17 protein-coding genes are annotated in these 19,441 nt (G+C 52.8%); 4 read left to right on the top strand and 13 right to left on the bottom strand.

The window, feature by feature from the left end:
* Positions 1-90: 90 nt before the first annotated feature.
* The 3 genes from JWJ90_RS01000 to JWJ90_RS01010 all read right to left on the bottom strand — a co-directional run bounded on the left by JWJ90_RS01000 (position 91) and on the right by JWJ90_RS01010 (position 3,044).
* On the bottom strand, positions 91-1,170 hold the full coding sequence (locus JWJ90_RS01000; RefSeq protein ID WP_205225315.1) for a prepilin-type N-terminal cleavage/methylation domain-containing protein: 1,080 nt from the start codon (positions 1,168-1,170) through the stop codon (positions 91-93).
* 303 nt (positions 1,171-1,473) lie between these two features.
* On the bottom strand, positions 1,474-2,601 hold the full coding sequence (locus JWJ90_RS01005; RefSeq protein WP_205225316.1) for a type II secretion system protein: 1,128 nt from the start codon (positions 2,599-2,601) through the stop codon (positions 1,474-1,476).
* A gap of 191 nt (positions 2,602-2,792) precedes the next feature.
* A complete protein-coding gene (locus JWJ90_RS01010) occupies positions 2,793-3,044 on the bottom strand; it encodes a hypothetical protein (protein WP_205225317.1) in 252 nt (83 codons plus the stop codon).
* Between the two features lie 734 nt (positions 3,045-3,778).
* On the opposite strand from JWJ90_RS01010, the gene JWJ90_RS01015 reads away from it, so the two are divergent.
* Positions 3,779-4,312, top strand: a complete 534-nt coding sequence (locus JWJ90_RS01015; protein ID WP_205225318.1) for a lytic transglycosylase domain-containing protein — start codon at positions 3,779-3,781, stop codon at positions 4,310-4,312.
* 68 nt (positions 4,313-4,380) lie between these two features.
* Here the strand turns inward: JWJ90_RS01015 and JWJ90_RS01020 are convergent, their stop codons facing one another.
* The 5 genes from JWJ90_RS01020 to JWJ90_RS01040 all read right to left on the bottom strand — a co-directional run bounded on the left by JWJ90_RS01020 (position 4,381) and on the right by JWJ90_RS01040 (position 8,650).
* The gene (locus tag JWJ90_RS01020) at positions 4,381-5,088 is read right to left on the bottom strand and encodes a phosphate ABC transporter ATP-binding protein (RefSeq protein WP_205225319.1); all 708 of its coding nucleotides are present in this window, start codon (positions 5,086-5,088) and stop codon (positions 4,381-4,383) included.
* Positions 5,089-5,099: 11 nt separating this feature from the next.
* Entirely contained in the window at positions 5,100-5,975 is an 876-nt protein-coding gene (locus tag JWJ90_RS01025) for a PstA family ABC transporter permease (protein ID WP_205225320.1), read from the bottom strand.
* Positions 5,972-6,820: a PstC family ABC transporter permease gene (locus JWJ90_RS01030; protein ID WP_205225321.1), complete on the bottom strand. Its 849-nt coding sequence runs from the start codon at positions 6,818-6,820 to the stop codon at positions 5,972-5,974. Before JWJ90_RS01030 ends, JWJ90_RS01025 begins: the two co-directional genes overlap by 4 nt.
* 55 nt (positions 6,821-6,875) lie before the next feature.
* A complete protein-coding gene (locus JWJ90_RS01035; RefSeq protein ID WP_205225322.1) occupies positions 6,876-7,703 on the bottom strand; it encodes a phosphate ABC transporter substrate-binding protein in 828 nt (275 codons plus the stop codon).
* 218 nt (positions 7,704-7,921) lie between these two features.
* Positions 7,922-8,650: a PEP-CTERM sorting domain-containing protein gene (locus JWJ90_RS01040; RefSeq protein ID WP_205225323.1), complete on the bottom strand. Its 729-nt coding sequence runs from the start codon at positions 8,648-8,650 to the stop codon at positions 7,922-7,924.
* A 304-nt stretch (positions 8,651-8,954) separates the two neighbouring features.
* Between JWJ90_RS01040 and larC the strand changes: the two genes are divergently transcribed.
* The 3 genes from larC to larB are packed head-to-tail and all read left to right on the top strand — an operon-like array spanning position 8,955 to position 11,814.
* Positions 8,955-10,187, top strand: a complete 1,233-nt coding sequence (larC, locus tag JWJ90_RS01045) for a nickel pincer cofactor biosynthesis protein LarC (protein WP_205225324.1) — start codon at positions 8,955-8,957, stop codon at positions 10,185-10,187.
* A gap of 19 nt (positions 10,188-10,206) precedes the next feature.
* Positions 10,207-11,028: an ATP-dependent sacrificial sulfur transferase LarE gene (gene larE, locus JWJ90_RS01050; RefSeq protein WP_205225325.1), complete on the top strand. Its 822-nt coding sequence runs from the start codon at positions 10,207-10,209 to the stop codon at positions 11,026-11,028.
* A gap of 21 nt (positions 11,029-11,049) precedes the next feature.
* Positions 11,050-11,814 carry a nickel pincer cofactor biosynthesis protein LarB gene (larB, locus tag JWJ90_RS01055; RefSeq protein ID WP_205225326.1) on the top strand — a complete coding sequence of 255 codons (765 nt, stop codon included), beginning with the start codon at positions 11,050-11,052 and terminating at the stop codon, positions 11,812-11,814.
* Between the two features lie 186 nt (positions 11,815-12,000).
* On the opposite strand, the gene JWJ90_RS01060 is transcribed toward larB, so the two are convergent.
* The 5 genes from JWJ90_RS01060 to JWJ90_RS01080 form a co-directional block, all read right to left on the bottom strand.
* Complete coding sequence (locus JWJ90_RS01060; RefSeq protein ID WP_205225327.1) at positions 12,001-12,846, bottom strand: DUF364 domain-containing protein; 846 nt, start codon at positions 12,844-12,846, stop codon at positions 12,001-12,003.
* Between the two features lie 24 nt (positions 12,847-12,870).
* Positions 12,871-13,968, bottom strand: coding sequence for a methyltransferase (locus JWJ90_RS01065; protein WP_205225328.1), 1,098 nt, complete (start codon positions 13,966-13,968; stop codon positions 12,871-12,873).
* A gap of 92 nt (positions 13,969-14,060) precedes the next feature.
* Positions 14,061-15,335 carry a molybdopterin molybdotransferase MoeA gene (locus JWJ90_RS01070; RefSeq protein ID WP_205225329.1) on the bottom strand — a complete coding sequence of 425 codons (1,275 nt, stop codon included), beginning with the start codon at positions 15,333-15,335 and terminating at the stop codon, positions 14,061-14,063.
* A 48-nt stretch (positions 15,336-15,383) separates the two neighbouring features.
* Positions 15,384-16,445: an ABC transporter substrate-binding protein gene (locus tag JWJ90_RS01075; RefSeq protein WP_205225330.1), complete on the bottom strand. Its 1,062-nt coding sequence runs from the start codon at positions 16,443-16,445 to the stop codon at positions 15,384-15,386.
* An 11-nt stretch (positions 16,446-16,456) separates the two neighbouring features.
* Positions 16,457-18,733, bottom strand: a complete 2,277-nt coding sequence (locus JWJ90_RS01080) for a TonB-dependent receptor (RefSeq protein WP_205225331.1) — start codon at positions 18,731-18,733, stop codon at positions 16,457-16,459.
* Positions 18,734-19,441 lie beyond the last annotated feature (708 nt).

Genomic DNA, 19,441 nt, shown 5'->3' on the forward strand with positions numbered 1-19,441 from the left:
CTGCCCCCCTCCAATGCTCGTTGCTGGCTAAGCCTGAGTCGCATTAAAAATCGATAGGGTGAGCACGGTAGTTTGTGCCCATCGAGTTGCTTAATCAATATCCCCATTACCGCTGAAATCTATGCCCCATCCGGTCATATCCAATGTGGGTAAGACCTCGCCTTCGCTATCCATAATGGCGAAAAAGACACTGTTTTGCGCCTCGTAGGTGTTCTCTCTTCTTTGGGTGACGGCACTTAGCTCTGCTGCGGAATGGGTACCGGTGGCGGCATAGGCGATCACCGATCCCTTGTCGCCGATGCCCAGCGGATCATCGTTTGCCAGCCGCTTGGCCGTGGACTCCAGACGCGGCAGCAGCAGGCTGTACCATTTCCACTCGTAGTTGATCGGGGTCATGCCGCTTTCCGGACAGGAGGAAGCCCCATGGATCAAACCCTTTTTCACGAGCGAGGTTTCGGAGCCCAGACCAAAGATCATGCGAAACATTTCCCCGGGATGGTCTCGGTCTGCCTCGGTGGCATCGATTTCCGTGGAGGCTATGGTGCCGTCGCCGTCACTGTCACCGCCGCCGGTCATCAGCACAGCCACCCCTGTGGTCACCGCCTCCATATTAGGCATGCCGGGCACCACGTTACGGTCATAAGGCGAGTTGTAGTTGTACACATGGAGCACACCTAGCCCACGTAGCTCCGCAGCCTCTGCCGCATTGAGGTAGTGCAGGAAAAAATGGTGGCGCTTGTCCATCTTCAGGCTGAGGACTTCAGGCCCGGTCTCCGGATCCTGGTCCGAGAGCATGGGCTTGTAATAGGTTCCGGTGCCGCCCTCCACCGTGACAATATTGATCATGTTGGTGGGGTATTTCCCGGTCTTCTGCAGCTCCGTGGAGATTAGGTTGATTAGTCGGGTCATGTTGGTCCGGGTCACGGTATGCAGCCCCTCGCCGACGATGCCTGCCAGGCGTGGTGCGGTCATGGAAACCACAAAACCAAGCAGGGCCACCACTACCAGAAGTTCGAGCAGTGAGAATCCCTCCTCTGTCAATCTGCGTGCATCTGCCTCCGTCGGTGGTTGCGATGACGGGGTGGTGTGCTCGAGGTCTGTGGAGGTGCAGCAGGCAGTTGGGCATTGTGGCCACCGCCGCAATGGACAGAGACAGGAGGGAGTGAGCATGGGGCTTTGTGGTTCCTTGATACATGTTCAGCTCAGGCTGCAACCTGGCGATTGAATGGTTCTTGTTCCCCTTAATCGCCCGCGACGTTGGCCAGGGGGAACATATGGCGTGTGTCCGGGTGCTCTGCGGCTTGGCCGTTGTCGCGGGCGATACAGGTTGGTTCCAGGAGAGGCAAAGCCTCCTGGTGCGGGCCATTCGGTCCAGGCGGGGGCCGCAGGTAGCGTGGCCACCGGCTCGAACGAAGAGCCTGGGGCCGGCGGAGCAGAGGCTGCCCCGCCGGGGAGGGTATGCTTCAGGTGGGATTAGTCGAGGGCTCCAGCGGTAGGTCCACCAGGGCCTGCTGTGGGGTTCAGGTCGATGCCCCAGAATTCACCGTCGTCAGCCGGGAACTTGTGGCCTTCCGGGCACATGGTGGCATATTGCCATTTTTCTTGGGCGCCCAGGTCATAAATGCGGGTTTTGTAGTTGTCTGCATTACCCACATAGTCGTAGGCGGCGGTGGGGGCATCGTCATAACCGACGGCTGCGACCTGAATACTGGTATCGTCACTATCTGCATCAAGTGCAGCTAAGTCTGTTTCATAACCAGTGTTTGTTTCATCAACCGTCGCTTCCAGCCGGGGGAGGACCAGGTTGTAATCATTGTAGGTTACGTTGTCGGCGTTTTGGATGCCACCTGGGCAATGGGCTGCATTGGAGACGATACCGGATGTGACCAGGCCGCTTTCAGGGCCAAAACCAAAGACGATACGACTCATGAAATCAGCTTCACCCCAGCCACGTTCGTCGGTTGAAATATCCCAGTTTGTTCCGTCATGCCCCGCACCGACCATCATCACCGCAATGGGGTTGGTGGCAACGTCCGTATCGAGGGTAAACTCCTCCATGGCCGGAGCCTTGGTTGCTGTAGCGGCCAAATCAACCTCATTGGGGCCGGTTGCTGCAGTTTCATCGTAGTCACCCTTAATAGCGGTACCATCATCGTTGTACGCGTCATAGGCATTCAGGTTATAGACGTTAACGATGCCCATGCCCTTCAATTCCAAGACTTCATCAGAGGTCAAATAATGAATGCGGAAATGGTTGCGGTCATTGAATTCGGAGGCGATGGTCTCAGCTCCGTTGTCTGGATCATCATCGGAGATAGCCGGGATCTGATACACGCCGGCAGCGGTCTCTTCAACAATGTTGGTCAGCTTGTCCGGGTAGCGGTTGGTCTTCTCATAATAACCAGACATCATGGAGATCATTCGATTCTGGTTGGTGTCGCACACTGTATCCACAGCGTCCCCGGATATGCCGGCCAACCGCGGGGCGACCATGGCGATCAAGAAGCCCATGATGGTAAGAACGACCAGGATCTCGAGCAGGGTGAAGCCTTCGCTGTTCTGCAGTTTGGCCTGGATTTTTTCTTTCATTGTCTGTTGCATTGTCGTTGCCCTCCTTACAGGCATGAATGCGGAGCCGTCTCCCCCTCGGATTCCGGGCACCCTGAGAAAAATAATGTATTTAGGGTACAAAACGTTCCGGGCGCCGCGCCCGGCAGGTAGGTGGTAGGGATAGCGGGTTGCCCCGTTTGTCCGCTTCGCATGGGACAGGGTGCTCGTCTGCCCCATGCGGTTTACCGTCGTCCGTTTCTGACCATTCCCAAAGGGGTCGACTGCGCCGAATCACTTGCTGTGCCGCCGCGCCGCCTGCCAGAGGGAAAGTCGATCACGAAACGATATTCTTTGCCACAGCGGAGGATTACTTCCTTCTGTCCCCGCCGAAGTATCTTCAGTTCCACCTCCATCCGGCCGTAGCCGTCGTGGTTGAACAGTTCATCGTAGAGTTCACTGAATCTGTTTTTTACGTCCACGTTGGTTGCGCTCATAGTTTGTCCATTCCAGCCCCCGCCGGCAGTGTTTTCCAACTGTGGTTTAGATTTTCCATATAATGTTAGACATTCTTAATGTTGATCCCAAGATACTGCACCCGCTGGAAAACTTTTGTGACCTGGGTCACAGTTTTGCAGGAAAAATGAATTTCTGTTCATTTTTTCCTGTGCGCCATCATAGGGTTCCGGGGGTACCCGCAGGATACATGAACGGTCGTAATGTACGGTCTGTTGACCAAGCGATCATGGCCACTAGACCAATGTTGGTGGCATCCCATGTCAGAAAAAGCAGGAGTAACGTTCCGGATCAGCCACTGTTACATGGTTTTTCAAAGTGAACTGTGACCAGAGTCACGGTTTTGGTGAAAATCATGAGGTATTGTTTTGCTGATGAAGATTCAATTGATGGCAGGAAAATGATTTTAGTCTCTGCGAACAAAAAGGAAGTGCGTATACTCTCTCTCTTTCTGCAATCAACCTGAATCCGTGATGGAGGGTGGGGACTGAATTTTTTTTGCAACTGTGCTGAGGATCGGTGGGCAGAAAATAGCGCTCTGCCCACCCAACGCATCTTTGGAATATGATGGCCACTGACAAGAGGGGAAGAAAGACCAATGGGAAAAAGGGGAACACGACTACCGCATAGACTGAGAAGCACGGCAAAGGGATGGCTGTTGATGGTCCTATGCCTGTTGCCAAGTATCAGCCAGGGGAGTGGAATTGACCCTCATTTGAGGAAATATCTGTATGTCGAGCTGTCTCAACATCAGCGGGCGGCAATACAGCCCCACGAACATCTGATCCTCTACTTCAGTTCGTTGAGTTATTTTCGTCCTGGATATACGGTCAATCCGGATTTCATTCGCGCCCTGATGCTAGCGGAATCCGGTGGTAATTGCTTGGCCGTCTCAGGAAAAAAGGCCCTGGGACTCTGTCAGTTACTTTACCCAACCGCACGAGAGGCAGCAGATGAGTTTCTCGCCAGAGGGGGGAGGGTCCGTTATGTCTCCAGTGAGCGCTTGCAGACCCTGAAACCCGCTGATTTGTTTGAGCCGGCAGTCAATATTTTACTCACCTGCTATCTCGTTGCCAAATACAACCAGGTCTATGAAGGGCGGCTTGATTTGGTCGTTGCCGCCTGGAATGCGGGCCAGGGCTCAATTCGTAATGGTCAGCCTCCGAAATATCCAGAAACCATGAACTTGATCGGTAAAGTCAATGGACTGCTTCTTGCCTTGAATAAGAGGGGCCGAGCAGCGCAGTGAGGGGGGGAAACCGGCGGGATGGCTCAGTTCATGTGCAAACAGAAATTCGGGGAGCCGTAGAGGACAGGTCAAAGAGTTTGATGCAGGCGTCCTTCGCGTAGTTCATAGCAAAGGTCGGCAATCCGTTGAACCTGATCCTGATAATGGGTCACCATGAGGATGGTGGTGGTCCCACGCAGTTCATGAAGCAAGGCTTCGATGCGAAGACAGCCTTGCCGGTCAAGCGAGGACGTGGGCTCGTCAAGCAGGAGGATCTCCTGTTCAAGCATCAGGCTGCGGGCAATGCATAAGCGTTGTTGCTGGCCCCCTGAAAGCTGAGTGGCGTTTGCCTGGAGCCGATCTCCCACTTCATCGAGCAGATGCACCTTGCGCAACATCTCTTCACTCTTTGTCGTTATAAGTCCCTTGTCTTTGATATGCATCAGCCGTAGGGGAAAGGCGAGGTTTTTGGCAATGGACATGGGGAGCGGGTTGGGAGTTTGAAAAACCATGCCCACTTTGCGGCGCAAGGTGTCAAGCGGGTAGGCATCTTGGTAGATGTCCACCATGCTGCCATCCAACCGCAGCTTGACCTGACCCTGCAGCCGTCCGTCACCGTTTTCTTCCCAGAGCCGGTTAAAGATGGAAAGCAGAGTTGACTTGCCGATGCCCGAGGGGCCGGTGATGGCGATGATTTTTCCTGCCGAGAGGGCGAGATCTACCTCGTGGAGGATAGGGACTCCGCCATAACGAAAACTGAGTTGTTGAGTGGAAATTGCAGTTGGGAATGTTGGCATAGGGAGGTGGTCTAGCGTTTCCAGCGGCGTGAAAAGCCCTGTTCTACAAGGAGAGCGAGAAGGAAGATCAACCCGCAGAGGGTGAAGAGGACAAGCGCTGCACCGAATCCGCGTTGCAGCTCTTCTGCGTCAGTGTACTGTGAAGATATGTAGTAAATATAGAAGGGCAAGGCCTCGTACTGGTCCAACAGGGAGCGGAACATGCCTGCCGAGGCAACCGCCCCGGTGAGCATGATGACGGCTGTGTCCTCTGCGGCACGGCCGATGGCCAGGATGATGCCGCCAATAATATCCTGTATACGGGATGGGAGCAGAACAAGCAGAATATTTTGCAGCTTGCTTGCACCTAAAGCAGGGCCGGTGATCCGCAGACTTTGCGGAATAGAGTTCAGAGCTGCCTGCGTCGAACGGACCAGATAGGGGAGGATAAGAAAGGCCAGGGCCATGGCTGAGAGGAGCATGCAAGGGCCGAAGCGTCCTGGAAAGAGCCGGTGGAGCAGGATGGATAGCGAAAAGCCTGCCAGGCCAATAACGATCGATGGCAGCCCGGCGATAATGTCAAAGAGCAGGCCAAGTATTCTTCTTTCTAGGGGCGAGGCGTATTCAGCCAGATAGATGCCTCCGCAAAGTCCCGGAATCAGAGCCAGGGCCAAGGTCAGGAGAACGAGCATGGTGGTACCGCAGAGTGCTGGAAACAGACCATCAAAGACCTGTTGATGACCAAGCAGTGCATCCATGGCCGGAACCCTGTCAAAGATCAGCGCGAGGTTAAGAGAGCTGCCACCCCGTACCAGCAGATAGCAAATAACGATGCAGAGTATGGCCAGGGGCAGCAGGCCGCAGAGCCAGCAGAGTAGGGTCAGGCCTCGCTCGGTTGCGCGATTCATGGTCTGCTCTCCGTGCTCATTTCTCTGTGCTGTGCCCCTCTGGTACCAAAACGATCAAGCAATCTGATGGAGACAATGAGGCAGACGGTAAACAGTGACAAAATGAGTCCACAGGCAAAGATGGTTGTAAACTCCATAGAAGAGAAATCTGCGGCAATCACCAGAGCGATATGAGCGGTGAGGGTGCGTCCTGACTCGGCAACTGATTCCGGCAATGCGACGCTGTTGCCTGCGAGCATTAACGATATCAGGGTGTCGCCCATGGCCCGGCCAAGACCGAGGATAACGCCGATAAGAAGGGAAGGGTAGGCCTGGGGGAGCAACAGATAGATCAGCTTCTGCATTGGGCGGGCGCCGAGGCTGTCCACGGCATGACAGTACGAGCGCGGCACGGATTGCAGTCCATTGACAAAAAATATGATCATCGTGGGGGCTATGAGCACGGCCAGGACCAGGGATGCCGTAAGAATGGAAAAACCGGAACCGAAAATGAGATATTCCCGCATCAACGGTACCAGCAGAAAGACGGCGACAAAACCGTAGACCACGGTGGGGACTCCTGCCATGAAGCGGATGGTGACAAGCAGCAGCCGACGAAGGGGACGCGGGGCGAGCAGCTCTGCCAGGCAGGCGGTGCCAATACTCATCGGCAGGCTGAAGAGCAGCGCGAGTACGGTGATGCGCAGACTCCCCAATATCATCGGCAGAATACCATAGGCTTGGGCGTGGGGAGACCAGGTGGTGGAGAAGAGAGCGAAAAAACGTCCGTTTTCTACAAGCGGCCAGCCGAGAACGGCCATCATACATAAAATGGCAATGAGCAGCAGACCGCTGCCCATTGCCATTGCCCGACAAAAAAATTCAAAATTTTTTTCGCGATCCAACACAGTTAAAAGGGTTTTATTGCACAGCCACGAAACCTTTTGCTTTGACCAGGTCCTGACCGGTGGGGCTGAAAATAAAGTCGATGAACAATTTCGCCAGACCTTGTGCCTCACCTTTGGTCAACGAATAAAGACCACGGGAGACTTTGAAAGCGCCACTCTTTACATTTTCCAGGCTGGGAGCTATTCCATCAAGTGTCACCGGGGCAATGGATGCATCAATGTGTCCGACAGAAACAAAGCCAATGCCATACGGGTCGCCTGCGATAGCAGTCTTCATCGCGCCGTTTGAAGCAACAATATTGGCAGTAGTGGAGACATTTGCTTTCTGTAACCCTTTTTTCCAGAATACCGAGCGGGTACCACTGGCAGCGTCACGATCATAGAGGTTTATGGCACGGTCTGCCCCCCCCAGCTCTTTCCAGTTGCTGATCTTGCCTGAAAAGATATCTTGCAGCTGGGCGGTCGTCAGCTTGGTGACCGTATTTTTCGGATTGACCACCACCCCGACACCGTCAACGGCCCACTTGTACATTGTCAGACCGTAGGTGGAGACTTCTTTATCCGTGGCCTTGCGACCGGCGTTGCCAATATCAATCAAGCCTTCCCCCACCTGTTTGATACCGACACCGGACCCGCCTCCGGCAATGGTAATACGGAGGTCTGGATTTGCCTGCATGATCAACTTAGCCGCCTCTTTCATGACCGGAATATGGGCGGTGCCACCGGCAATCTTAAGGGTACCCTTCTGTCCCTTGAAGCTGTCAAGATCACCTGCATGAGCAGAGATTGCGCAGGTAAATAAAAAGAGTGTCGAGAACACGATGCAGCATATTTTTGTCATGTTTTTCTCCTGATATTAGAAATAATAGTTTCCCTGAATATCACAGCAGGGCAGGAGAATCAAACAGGTTGTACCTGTGAAAAGAGAGTTGTGCATAGGTAGTAACGATGGGGTTCCCTTTTGGGGCAGTAGAAATGGGATTGGCCTGTGTCGGCGCCTCTGTTAAAGAGGAAGGCGTTTCAGCCTTCCCATTACTCATTATTCATTGCCCAGAATAATCAAGATATTCTACGTGTTACACCAGCAAGAACGGCAAGGCCAAAAAACAGGACAAGGCCGGTTGAGGGCTCTGGAACCGCAGTGACTTCAAAGGCTGCTCCGTTTTTGAAGTTACTGACCACCTGGCCTCGTACCACCTCCTGGAAGTAGGTTTTTATGTCATCCATGTCAGCATGAGTTTTGAAGTGAGTCCGGTAATTAAAAAAATCCCAGCCTGTCTGGTAGCCGGCATGGGACATATCGTCGGTGAATGCATAATTCTCAGCAAGTGAGCTGAATTTGTAGGTCGTCGTATCAATGGTAAAAGAAATCCAGGCATCACCCAAGGTAAGCAGGGCTGAATCGGTGATCGGGTCAGTGTAATTGAAACCGGTGCCGACCACCCATCCCAGAGTCGTGAAGATGTGCTCCGGGCCATCGGTGCTCCAACCGGTCACCGCATCTATTGTTGTTGTCCCCAGGTCGGAGATTCCAAGATATTGCCCAAAAGCTTGAATCGCCCGATAGGCAAACATGCTGCAAAGGCAGATTTTGTACTCCCCACTACCGGGGCTTTTTTCCTCCCACATCAGGCCGCTGGTATCGGGTGCTTCGCTGACCAGGGTGTAGCTGTTCCCGTCAACGCTCAGGGAGCTGTCGGCTCCAAGATAGACTGGGGAGGCCTCGGCGGTTGCAAGAGAAAGCACAAGAGTGCAGATAAGGGTGGGAAATAAAATTCGAATGCGCATACTATCCTCCTTTGTACGAATATGCCTGAAAAGACGTTGGAGGCGTCGTGGCGGCGGCGCCAATAATAAGCGCTAGAAAGATACCCCAGAAAAGGGAAGCGAAGTGTGACCAGGGTCACAGAGAGGTGTTTTTATTGGTTAGAATGAGTTGATATTACAGATCGGTTTGACACTGGGGACATTTGCCCATAGACTCGCATCAAGTCCATTTCCCTGGACCCTCACATGCTGCCCCCACTGTCACTCCCTCAATCGACGGTGGGGGCTTCTTTTTTTATTATTTTATTGGTATCTAGTATTGTTCATGAACATCCTCTACTACGACTGTTTTGCCGGAATCAGCGGCGACATGAACCTGGCAGCTTTGATCGATCTTGGAGTTGAACCCGCGTCTCTTTCCAGGGAACTGTCCAAACTTGGCCTTGATCATGCGTTTACCTTGAAGGTTTCCAGGGATGCCCGCAACGGCATTCAGGGAACACGTGTTGATGTCTGCCTTCACGACCATGAGGTAGAGCATCTGCATGAGGGCACCGCGCACCACCACGACAAGGCTGAACCAGCAGCAGCCCCGCATTGCCACCATCGCAATTTTGCCGATATTCAAACTCTCATCCAGTCCAGTGTACTGGATGAATCAGTCAAAAAAACCAGCCTGGACATCTTTCGTCGAGTCGCCGAGGCAGAGGCAAACGTACATGGGAAGCCGATAAATGAAGTCCACTTTCACGAGGTGGGCGCCACGGATTCCATTGTCGATATTGTGGGGGCGGCCATCTGTTATCATCAGTTGAACGTGGATCTGGTCTGGGCCTCATCTATTGAACTGGGGAGCGGCTTTGTTCGTTGCGCACATGGTGTCATGCCGGTTCCAGCCCCGGCGACAGTTGAAATACTCCACAATATACCGACCAGCCGCGGCGGCACAAACCACGAAGCCACCACCCCTACGGGGGCTGCTATTCTTGCTGTATTGGTCGATGAGTTCATAGACTCTCCAGTTATGCGCACCACCAAGACCGGTTACGGCATTGGTCACCGGGAAACTCAGCAGCCAAACGTGTTGCGGGTACATCTCGCGCAGACAACGCCCGCAAGGCAGACAGAGACGGTACAAGCCCGACTGTTGCAATGCAATATTGACGACATGACCGGGGAACACCTGGGGGACATGATAGACCTGTTGATGGAGCATGGAGCGATGGATGTTCATTTCACCCCTATCATAATGAAAAAGAACCGTCCGGCCGTTCAGATTTCGCTCCTCTGCTCTGCGAACGAAGAAGAACGTTTTAAACGGCTGCTTTTTCGCCATACCACAACCCTGGGGATAAAAAGCTTTCAACTGGAAAAGACGGAGCTGGAAAGGCGGTTGGTCACACTTGAAACGCCGCTTGGTCCGGTAACCGTGAAACAGGCTATACTGGAGGGACGTGTCCTCCATGCAAAACCAGAATTTGAGGAGTGCAGGGAAATCGCACGCCGCAAGAACATCTCCCTGGCTGAAGTCTATGCCCTTATCGCCAAATATGTCTAAGAGCCAGGGGAGGACACGCTTGCAACGACAACTGAAGCGGTATCATGACCTGCTTGCCGGGTTAAGTGCCATGAAAGGCGCTGTGGTGGCCTTTTCCGGCGGGGTAGACAGCGTCTTTCTTCTCCATGCCGCAAGACAAGCCCTCTGCGAGCGGGTGCTGGCGGTTACAGTTGTCACGCCTTACACGCCCAAGGCTGATAGTGATGATGCCCGTTCGTTGGCAGAATTCATGCAAGTACGCCACATGATTCTTGAACAGCCCATTCCCAATGCCATTGCAACAAATCCAGCGAATCGCTGCTATCTCTGCAAACAGGCTCTTTTTGGTGCGCTCGCCGGTATTGCACAAGAGGAGGGGCTGGAGGCTGTGCTTGATGGCAGTAACAAGGACGATTTGGATGACTATCGACCTGGAATGCGAGCCGTGCTGGAACTTGGAATTCGGAGCCCACTCCTTGATGCCGGGCTCAGTAAACAGGATATCCGTGATTTGTCCCGTGAGCTGGGGCTGCCTACCTGGAACAAACCGGCCGGAGCCTGTCTGTTGACACGTATTCCCCATGATACTCCGATTGAAATGGATGAGCTTTTGCGCATTGATAGGGGAGAGCAATTTTTAAAAGAGCTTGGTTTCCCGGCCGTTCGTCTGCGCAGCCATGGCCCATTGGCTCGAATCGAGTTACCCCTTGAATCCATTGCTGCTTGTCTGGATCCGCTGCTCCGAGAGAAGATAGACACCCAGCTCAAAGCATTGGGCTATCGCTATGTGACGGTTGACCTTGCTGGATACCGTATGGGCAGTCTCAATCTGGTGTCGCCAGAAAGCAGACCTGGGCAATGATTCTGGATTGAGGATGATGGTATGACACCAGAGGTTTTAACCAAACTGCTGACCGACATACGGGATGGAAACGTCTCGGTTGAGCACGGAATTGAACAACTGCGGGATTTCCCGTTTTGGGATTTGGGGCACACAAAATTTGATGTGCATCGCCCCTTACGAAACGGATTTCCCGAGGTCGTTTATGGAGAAGGAAAAACTCCGGAGCAGATCAGCGATATATTTTCTGCCTTGGAAAAGGGGGGCAATATCCTCGCCACGCGTGTTTCTCTAGAGAAAGCCACGCAGGTGCAGTCCGTCTGTCCTGAGGCTCGGTACAATACTCTGGGGCGCACTTTAACCCTGGTGAAAGAACCGATTCATTTTCAGGAGGGTGAAATAGCCATAGTCACAGCAGGAACCTCGGATCTGCCCGTGGCTGAAGAGGCGCGCGCCACCTGCGAAATGCTGGGGAGTCGGGCTACGGTTATCTCCGATGTGGGAGTGGCCGGGCTGCATCGTCTCCTAAATCACCTCCCAATGTTGCGTAAGGCTCGAGTGATCATTGTCGTTGCCGGTATGGAGGGAGCTCTGGCCAGCGTTATTGGGGGACTTGTTGCGCAACCCATCGTGGCGGTGCCGACCTCCGTTGGCTATGGTGCCTCCCTGTCAGGCCTCTCGGCCCTGCTGGGGATGCTCACCTCCTGCGCAAGTGGTGTGACCGTCGTCAACATAGACAACGGGTTCGGTGCAGCCTGCGCAGCCTGTAAGATCAACAATTTATGCGGAGATTCCGCTAGAAGTTAATTTTTCTCGCCCAGACCGACCGGCTCAGTACACTGGACATGCGTATTTGAGCCTCCTGCTCTTAGACTTTTCTGAAACATCCCTGTGAAGCGCCTCAGCAAAACTTGCGGCCTGGAGTGCTTCACAGGTGGTGAGAGAGGTGATAGTGATAGGGGAAATTTTTGACGAATTACCCCACGTCGCTGGTTAACGGTGGTCAATGACCAGGCGTTCGGCCGATTTCCCATAAAAATGATAGCCGGAACCCGCCTCGGCCAAGGTGGCCAGCAACAGATCGGCATCGGTCACCATGATGCCGCCAATGGCCTTAATACCTCTGGAAAAAAAACTCTCTGGCAGCATGCTTGCCGTAGGTCCGACCAGAATGGCCTCTGCCCCCTTCTTCATACTGGCCAGGATCCCCTCCAGGGTATTGGTTAACAAGGTTGTGCCGGTTATGATGACCAAATCGGCCTTGGCGAGGCAGTCACTGGCCTTTTCCGGTGGACAGTAATATTGCATCTCTTCCTGTTTGAGCGTACGCGGATCCATCTCCAGAATATGGAAAGGATTGTGCTGCTGTTTCAGCATCTTGATGTACGGAACCAAGGCACCGACAATAACAACCTCGGCATCGGTGGGAATGGTGGCCTCATCAACAGGGTCTACTCCCAGCCTGATCTCGTAGTCCTGCGGAGGCTGCTTGTGCCAACAGGTTGCCGACAGGGCATTCAATACGGCAATACTTAAGGCTCGTTGCAGCGGCCCCCCGGTCGAGAGCCGGTTCATATACGCCATAACCGATTCGCCGGCCAATTTACCCGAGTGTGGCATGGCGCGGGCCGAACTCGGACAGCAGACCGCCTCAGGAATTGCCTTTATCGGTGTAAAACAAATGCCGCCCATACCGTTGGACAACTTGACGCCGCTGAAAAATATTCCGACCACTGCCCGTTCCACGGTGAGGGTCTCAAGTTCGGTTCCAAGAATATTACCTAACCGCGTCACGGTTTCCTGTAAGATTGCATCTTTCATTTGTAGCGCTGTTGTCATTTTTTTCTGCTCCTCTTTCCCCATTTAGCAACAACAGGAACAGCTTTGTGGCTGTTCTTGCACACCTTTCTTGTCATCTGTGCGAACGGCCATGATCAGTCGCGACGGGCCGAAGTGTGTGGGCACGATCTGCATTGCCAGTGGATTCATGCCGTTGGCAGCGAGGAGTTTATGAAATTCTTCCTCATGACAGAGCGGATGGCCGAAACTCTGCAGGGCTTTCGCCAGCTCGGTGACGGAGTCCTTTTCCGGGACACAGCCTTTGGCACAGAACCAGTGATTGGTCACCAATAATCCGCCAGGGTTAAGGCATTGACGAACCATTGCGAAGATGGGTTCGAGATTCTTGCGAAACTTGTATAGCAGGTGAGAGATCAGGACGATATCGTAGCCCTGTCCAAAATTTCCGGCGCAGATATCGCCTTCCATCAGGCTGCATCTGCCTTCCAGGTGGAAGTTCTCTATATTACGCGCCGTTACCTCAAGCACGTTTGGTCGATCAAGAATCGTGGCCTGAAGAGCATGATTCTCCTGACACAAGGCGATTGAGTACAGACCGTGTCCGCCGCCGATATCGAGCATCTTCCGAGCCGAGGCAAAGCCCTCCCAGTCTGCTATTTTTTCGACGACCGCCTGTAATTCGCCACGTACGGCACGCTGGCCGAGGCCATCGATAAATGAGGCAGTGGGGCCATTACCGCCGGTTCCTGATTTCTTCGGTTCTGTTCGCTGCAAGGCGGTGACCAAGTCGGTCCAGTGCGAATGCTGCCTGATATTGTGAAGCCATTCTCCCTGATAAAGCGGGCTGGTGGTCAGGAGAAAATCTTCAGCAATACTGCTGTTGCTATAAAAATCATTGTCCTGAAGTAACAGTCCCATATCCTCCAGGCAGGAGAGCAGGGGCCTGAGCAACATGCCCAGGATTCCACACCCTTCGGCTATTTCTTTTCGCTCACAGGGGCCGTGTTCAGCAAGAAAGGCAAATATGCCTAGGTCCATGGCCGCTTCCAAAATGGTGAATTGTTGAAAGCCCGCTGCGAATCGATTTAATGTTTCGATGCCTGGCGGCACCTGCAGATGCATCAAATGCTGTTGCGCCTCACTCATTGTCTGTTTCTTCATAACCACCCTCATGGAAAAGATAAAAAATATAAAAAAAACAAGGTGTTGTTAAGTTATCGCGTTGATATCAACACGATGGTATCCTTCGTTTTTTACTGATTCAGCCACCCGTCAAAAGGCAGCACTTCAATGGTGTCACCTGCCTGCAGCGGACTGTTCCCGGGGACGACCGTGATCGCATTGGCATTGGCCACGGAGGCAAGATCTCCCATTGGGGCCCCCATGTTGAGATCGACGCTATAGCCAGTATCAGAGGTCTGTAGCTTGGACCAACGGGCAAAAGGAAAAGGCATCCTCTTGGGGATGTCCTTGGACACCGCAGCAGCTATGGTCGGGTGCTCAAGCTGGCTCAGTCCGCGCATCTTCAAGAGAGCCGGACGCAGCAAGGTTTCCAGATTAACCAGGCAACCGACCGGCGGACCGGACAGAGAAAAGACCGGGATGGAAACGGAACGACCGGTCTGTGCAACCGGTCGTTTCAGTATGGCAAAGGCCACTGAGGCACCTGGTCCCATCTTGACGCGTGAAAAAACAATGTGACCGTGTTTGGCCAGAACCAGCCGCACCAGATCGTAATCTCCCTTGGAGACGCCGCCGCTCGTGATAATGGCATCGACATCAAGCGCACGTTCAAGTTTGGCCTCCAGCGACCCCTCTTTGTCGCGTGCAATTCCCAGCGGCTTGGCAATACCGCCGTACTGTTGCACATAGGCAACAATCGCCGGTCCGTTGCTGTTGTACACCTTGCCCACCGTGAGTGGTCGTCCTGGCTGCATCAGTTCATCGCCTGTTGGAATGATGGCAATGACCGGTCGCCTAATTACCCGCACTTGGGTGAGACCTATGGATGCAAGGGCGGAAATCTGGTGCGGAGCGATGAGTGTGCCTTTTGCCAGCAGGAGATCACCCTCCTTGATTGCGCTTCCCTCCGGCCGGATGCCCTCGCCGACTTTGGCACTCTTGAAAATTTTAACCTTTTTGGGCTTATTGAGATTTGGGCCGTTTTTATCAGTAGGCTCGTCGGTATCCTCAAAACGGATCACGCAATCCGCACCTTTGGGGAGCACCGCACCTGTCATTATGCGAATCGCTGATTTCGGTTTGAGCGCCTTTCTCGCCGGACAACCTGCTCTGGATGTCCCGCGAATATGTAACGCCACTGGGTTGTCCGCTGTGGCTTCGGCAACGTCTTCAGCACGCAGGGCATAACCATCCGGCATACCCGTTGGAGCCATCGGTAAGGTAAGCGGCGAATAGATATCCTCTGCCAGCACATAGCCCAGGCACTGCGACAAGGGGCGAGTTTCCGCACTCATTATCGCTACATTTTCCATGATCAGCTGTACTGCATCATCTAACATCATCATTGTTTTGCCCTCATTGACACTGTTGCTCCGCACTGGCTGCGGAACCGGTTATTCTGCAAACGATGCGTATTCCGCATCGGTCAAATTGTATTGATAGAATGTGCGATAAAATTCCTTGGTTTCCCGTTTCAAATCCAGATCGGCAAACAGGTCGGGATAGAGGATCTGCGAAAGCCATAAAATGCCCAGAATCGCCTCGGGCGATGGTCTGTCCCACCAGAATGCACCGATGGGGCAATAGTGGAGTGCATCGTTTTGCACAGCTTTTAGTGCCGTCAGTTTACGAAGGTCGTTCATTCTGTCTCCCGACGAACCGATCTTTTTGATGCCTGTTACGATCACGTCTGGATTCCACAACATCAGTTGTTCCGCGGTTACGATCCCACTTTGCCGCATGGCGGTGGAAACATTTTTGCCCCCGGCAGCGCTGATGAAGCTTTCGCCCCAACCGATACTGCCCTCAGTTTTCAGGGGCGATCCTGCGGAGCAGTAATAGACTGTTTTTCGCCTGTCCCTCGCCAGATGCGCCGTCCGTTTCTGGATCAGATCAAGCCGTGCTCGCCAAAAAGCGACCAGTTCACCAGCCCGGTCTTGCGCGCCCAGCACCTCGCCCATCATGGCGAATTCCTTGAGCAGCAACTCGACATTGGTCCAGCCGGTGCCAACCGTTACCACCGGCATCCCCAGTTTTTGTATCCTTTTGTTCGTCCTTGCCGAGACAATGCTCGCCACCACCAGATCGGGCTTGAGGGACATGGCGAACTCGATATTGACGTTGTCAAACGATCCCGCGTCGGGCATGTCCGTAAGTTGCGGATACATGGCCAGCAAAAGAGGAAATCGATGCATCGAAGGGTGGCCTACAATACGTTGCGCACCCCCCAAAATGGCTATCTCGTGACTCGCCCCACCGTAGCAAGTCACGAGAATTCTGTTCCTATGCAGTGGTAAGAGGACTTCTGTTCCACTGCGATCAATGACTTTGTCCACTGGTGTTGTATGCGCCGGGAGCGCATTGGTGGCAAACAGCATCAGGCCCAGAACCAAGGTCCAAAGGAATAGCTTGCTATTGCTGGGAAAAAAAACTCTCCAGTCGTTTGTCGTTGTCATGTGCAAAGTACTCACAATTCAAACTGAAGCATGGCGAACACGGTTCTTGGGGCGCCGACAGTAAACGAGAGGCCGGAAATCTCTGTGGTCTGGTCGCCGGCCGAAGACTTGGCAACGTATTCCTTGTCCAGGAGATTGGTTGCTGCCAGTTTCAGGGTGATGTTACGATTTTCCCGTTCAACCAGTTTCCAGGCAATGTCCAGATCGACCAGATAGAAGTCATCCATATCGTACTTGTTCTCGACATCGGCATACCGCGGCCCCAAATATCGTACCCGCGGACAGATGGAAAAATCGCCGATTTCCCAAAGCAGTGACATATTGGCCATGAATTCGGGAACCTCAGGGATCTGATTTCCCTCGGCGTTGATCGTTGTGATCCCGTCCGCCGCGACAAAATCCTCGGTAAACTCACTGCGGTTATAAGTCAGGGCAAGATTGGCCTTGAGCCTTTCGTTGATTTGGTAGGCAAGGGCCATTTCGATGCCGTAGGACTGTGACTTACCGGCATTTTGGGTGTAGGCTTCTCCGAGATCGGTATCATAGTAGGTGCCTGCCGTATTCTTGGTCTTTGAATAGAACAAGGTCGTGTCCCAGGTGAATTGCCCCAAATCATATTTGATGCCGAAATCGAAATTATCCGATTCCTCGGGCTTGATCATCCTGCTCCACATGTCCTGCAACTCGGCCTCAGTCTTGCCTTTTTTGTAGTAACTGAGAAGCCTGCTGCCGACGCTGTACTGCGGCGTGTTGTAGTTTCTGCCATAGGCGGCATCCAGGGACAGGGTATCGCTTAAGCGATAGTTGCCGCCTATTTTAGGGAGAAACACCCCATAGGTATCTCCGTCCACACGGAAATATTCGCTGGTGGCTTGGGCGAGTGCCTGGTTGTAGCTGACATCGCCAATCCCCGTGGCGTCATAGAAGGTAAGACTCGGCGTGGTCAGCCAGAGGTAGCGGATGCCTGCATTGAGGCTGAAACGATCGAAGTGAAATTCCGAACCGAAGTAAGGGCTGTTGAAATGGCTGTTATCCCGCACTCCCACCAGACGTTCCCAAGCTTTGAAGGAGAGCGAACCATCGCTATTGATAGTCCGTGTTTTGCGGGAAGTAGGAGGTCCTGGAGGTTCGTCCTCGCCGTACCAGTAGCCGAGTTTGATATCGGCAATGCCTACGGTCTGTTCATATTCGAGCACACCCCCGAAGGTTTCATGTTCGACCAACCAATCGGTCACTGTCGTTCCGCTCCCGGAATAGCTATTCCCTTCGTCATGCAAGTAATAGGGCTTGAAGGTCAGGACCCCATCGCCCAACAGAGATACAGGTGTCTGGAGCTTGCCGATGAGGGTCCAGGTTGTGAAATCGGAGTAGTTAAAGCCGTAGTAGGCAGAGTCCTGCGAAGGAATTCCGGTTATGGTTTCGTTGTAGTCGTAGGTATAATATTGAGATAAATTCTGGGACTGGGCATAGGTCAACGACCTGTAGTTGTAGCTTTTTTGCTTGTTATAGACGCCGTCGATGCTCCACTTAACCGTGTGATCATCAGGGCTTGCCAGGCCAAAGGCTCCGTTTTCCCTCCCATCCGGCGCGTCACCGGCCCCTTTCCATTTTTCTGCATCGGTATACGATCCAGAGACGAAAAGCTTGGCAATATCTTTGATGGTGCCGGTATCGACCCGGAGGAAACTGCGCTGAAAATCCTCTGTGCCAAAGGACTGTTGAACAAGTAATCCCGCCATTTCCTTCGGTTGAAGGATATGCATGTCGACCATGCCGTTATCGCTACCGTAGCCCAGCCCGCTGTCCACGTCGATCGCACCTTTTTCAACCGTGATCGATTCGAGATTCTCCAAATCCATCAAGGTACTCAGACCACCGCCAGGCCCAATCCCCTTGAGCGGCAACCCTTCCAAGGTCTCGCCAATGTTCCTGTCCGCCTTGCCTCTGATACGGTGGGAGAGCGACATGCCGTAGGCGTCGCCACTTCTGATGTCGACACCGGGCAACATTGAAATGGCTGCATAGGGATTCAATTGTGCTGCTCCGCCATATATCTCGAGGCCATCTTTGTCCACAACATTGGGATCTGCCATGATGATTTGGTCCTCAATCCACAATGAAGGCAGCGTCACGGTATCGACGTCAAGGGACTGCTGTTTTTCTTTTTCCAAATTTAAAGTTTCGCTGCCCTCCGTTGTGTTGCTTTCGGCCAGAATATCCTGACAGGAAACCGCCAGCGTGCCGGAACAAACCATCATGGCAACCGTGGCCGTCCTCAAATGTTGCATCTTTTCTCTCATTCGTCCTACTCTTGGTGAAGTTTTTTATTATACTGAAAATCGCTATTTTTAAAATGAATAACGCCGAGTAAAAAAAAGCACATGGAATGCCATATCCAGCAAGCAGTAGCGCCGCGTTGTTCTTTTCAGGGATAACGTCTGGCAAAATAGAGTACTTGGTGCGATCTCAAGTGAGATCATGACGTGGTTCATATCGAAGCGAGGCGTTATATATCACAAAAAACAACGCTTCTAAAGCAAAAACAAGACCATGTGGAAGGTTGAGTTCTATTTATATAGGTTTATTCGGTAGATAAAAAAATCGAAGGAGGGGTTGCTGGCTCGAACAGAAAGCAAGTTTGCCGTTTTGTTGATGCATTTTTGTTGGCAATGAAACAATTACGTCTCTAGCTGTCGGTATTATTGTCGGGAATCTCGAATAACTGCTTTTTTCAACTGAACTTCCGATGTCCTCGGTTTTACCAGTTGGTACCCTATTTTTGAAGATTTCAGCACAACACAGAAATATCAAATTTCGTCAACCACTCAAAGTCAGGGAAAAGGATAATTAAAGCGGAAATTCGAAATCTTAATGCGAGGGAATGTCGGCACGGCTAGCGGTTTTCCTGACGGGGAGTAAACAGGAGAGAAGGGGGGGCGTTCCACTCCTTTCCTGGGGGAAGGGAATTGCGTATTTTCTGCCAGGGGCTTTTTATT

The sequence above is a fragment of the Desulfobulbus rhabdoformis genome (genome assembly GCF_016919065.1).
Taxonomy (GTDB): Bacteria; Desulfobacterota; Desulfobulbia; order Desulfobulbales; family Desulfobulbaceae; genus Desulfobulbus; species Desulfobulbus rhabdoformis.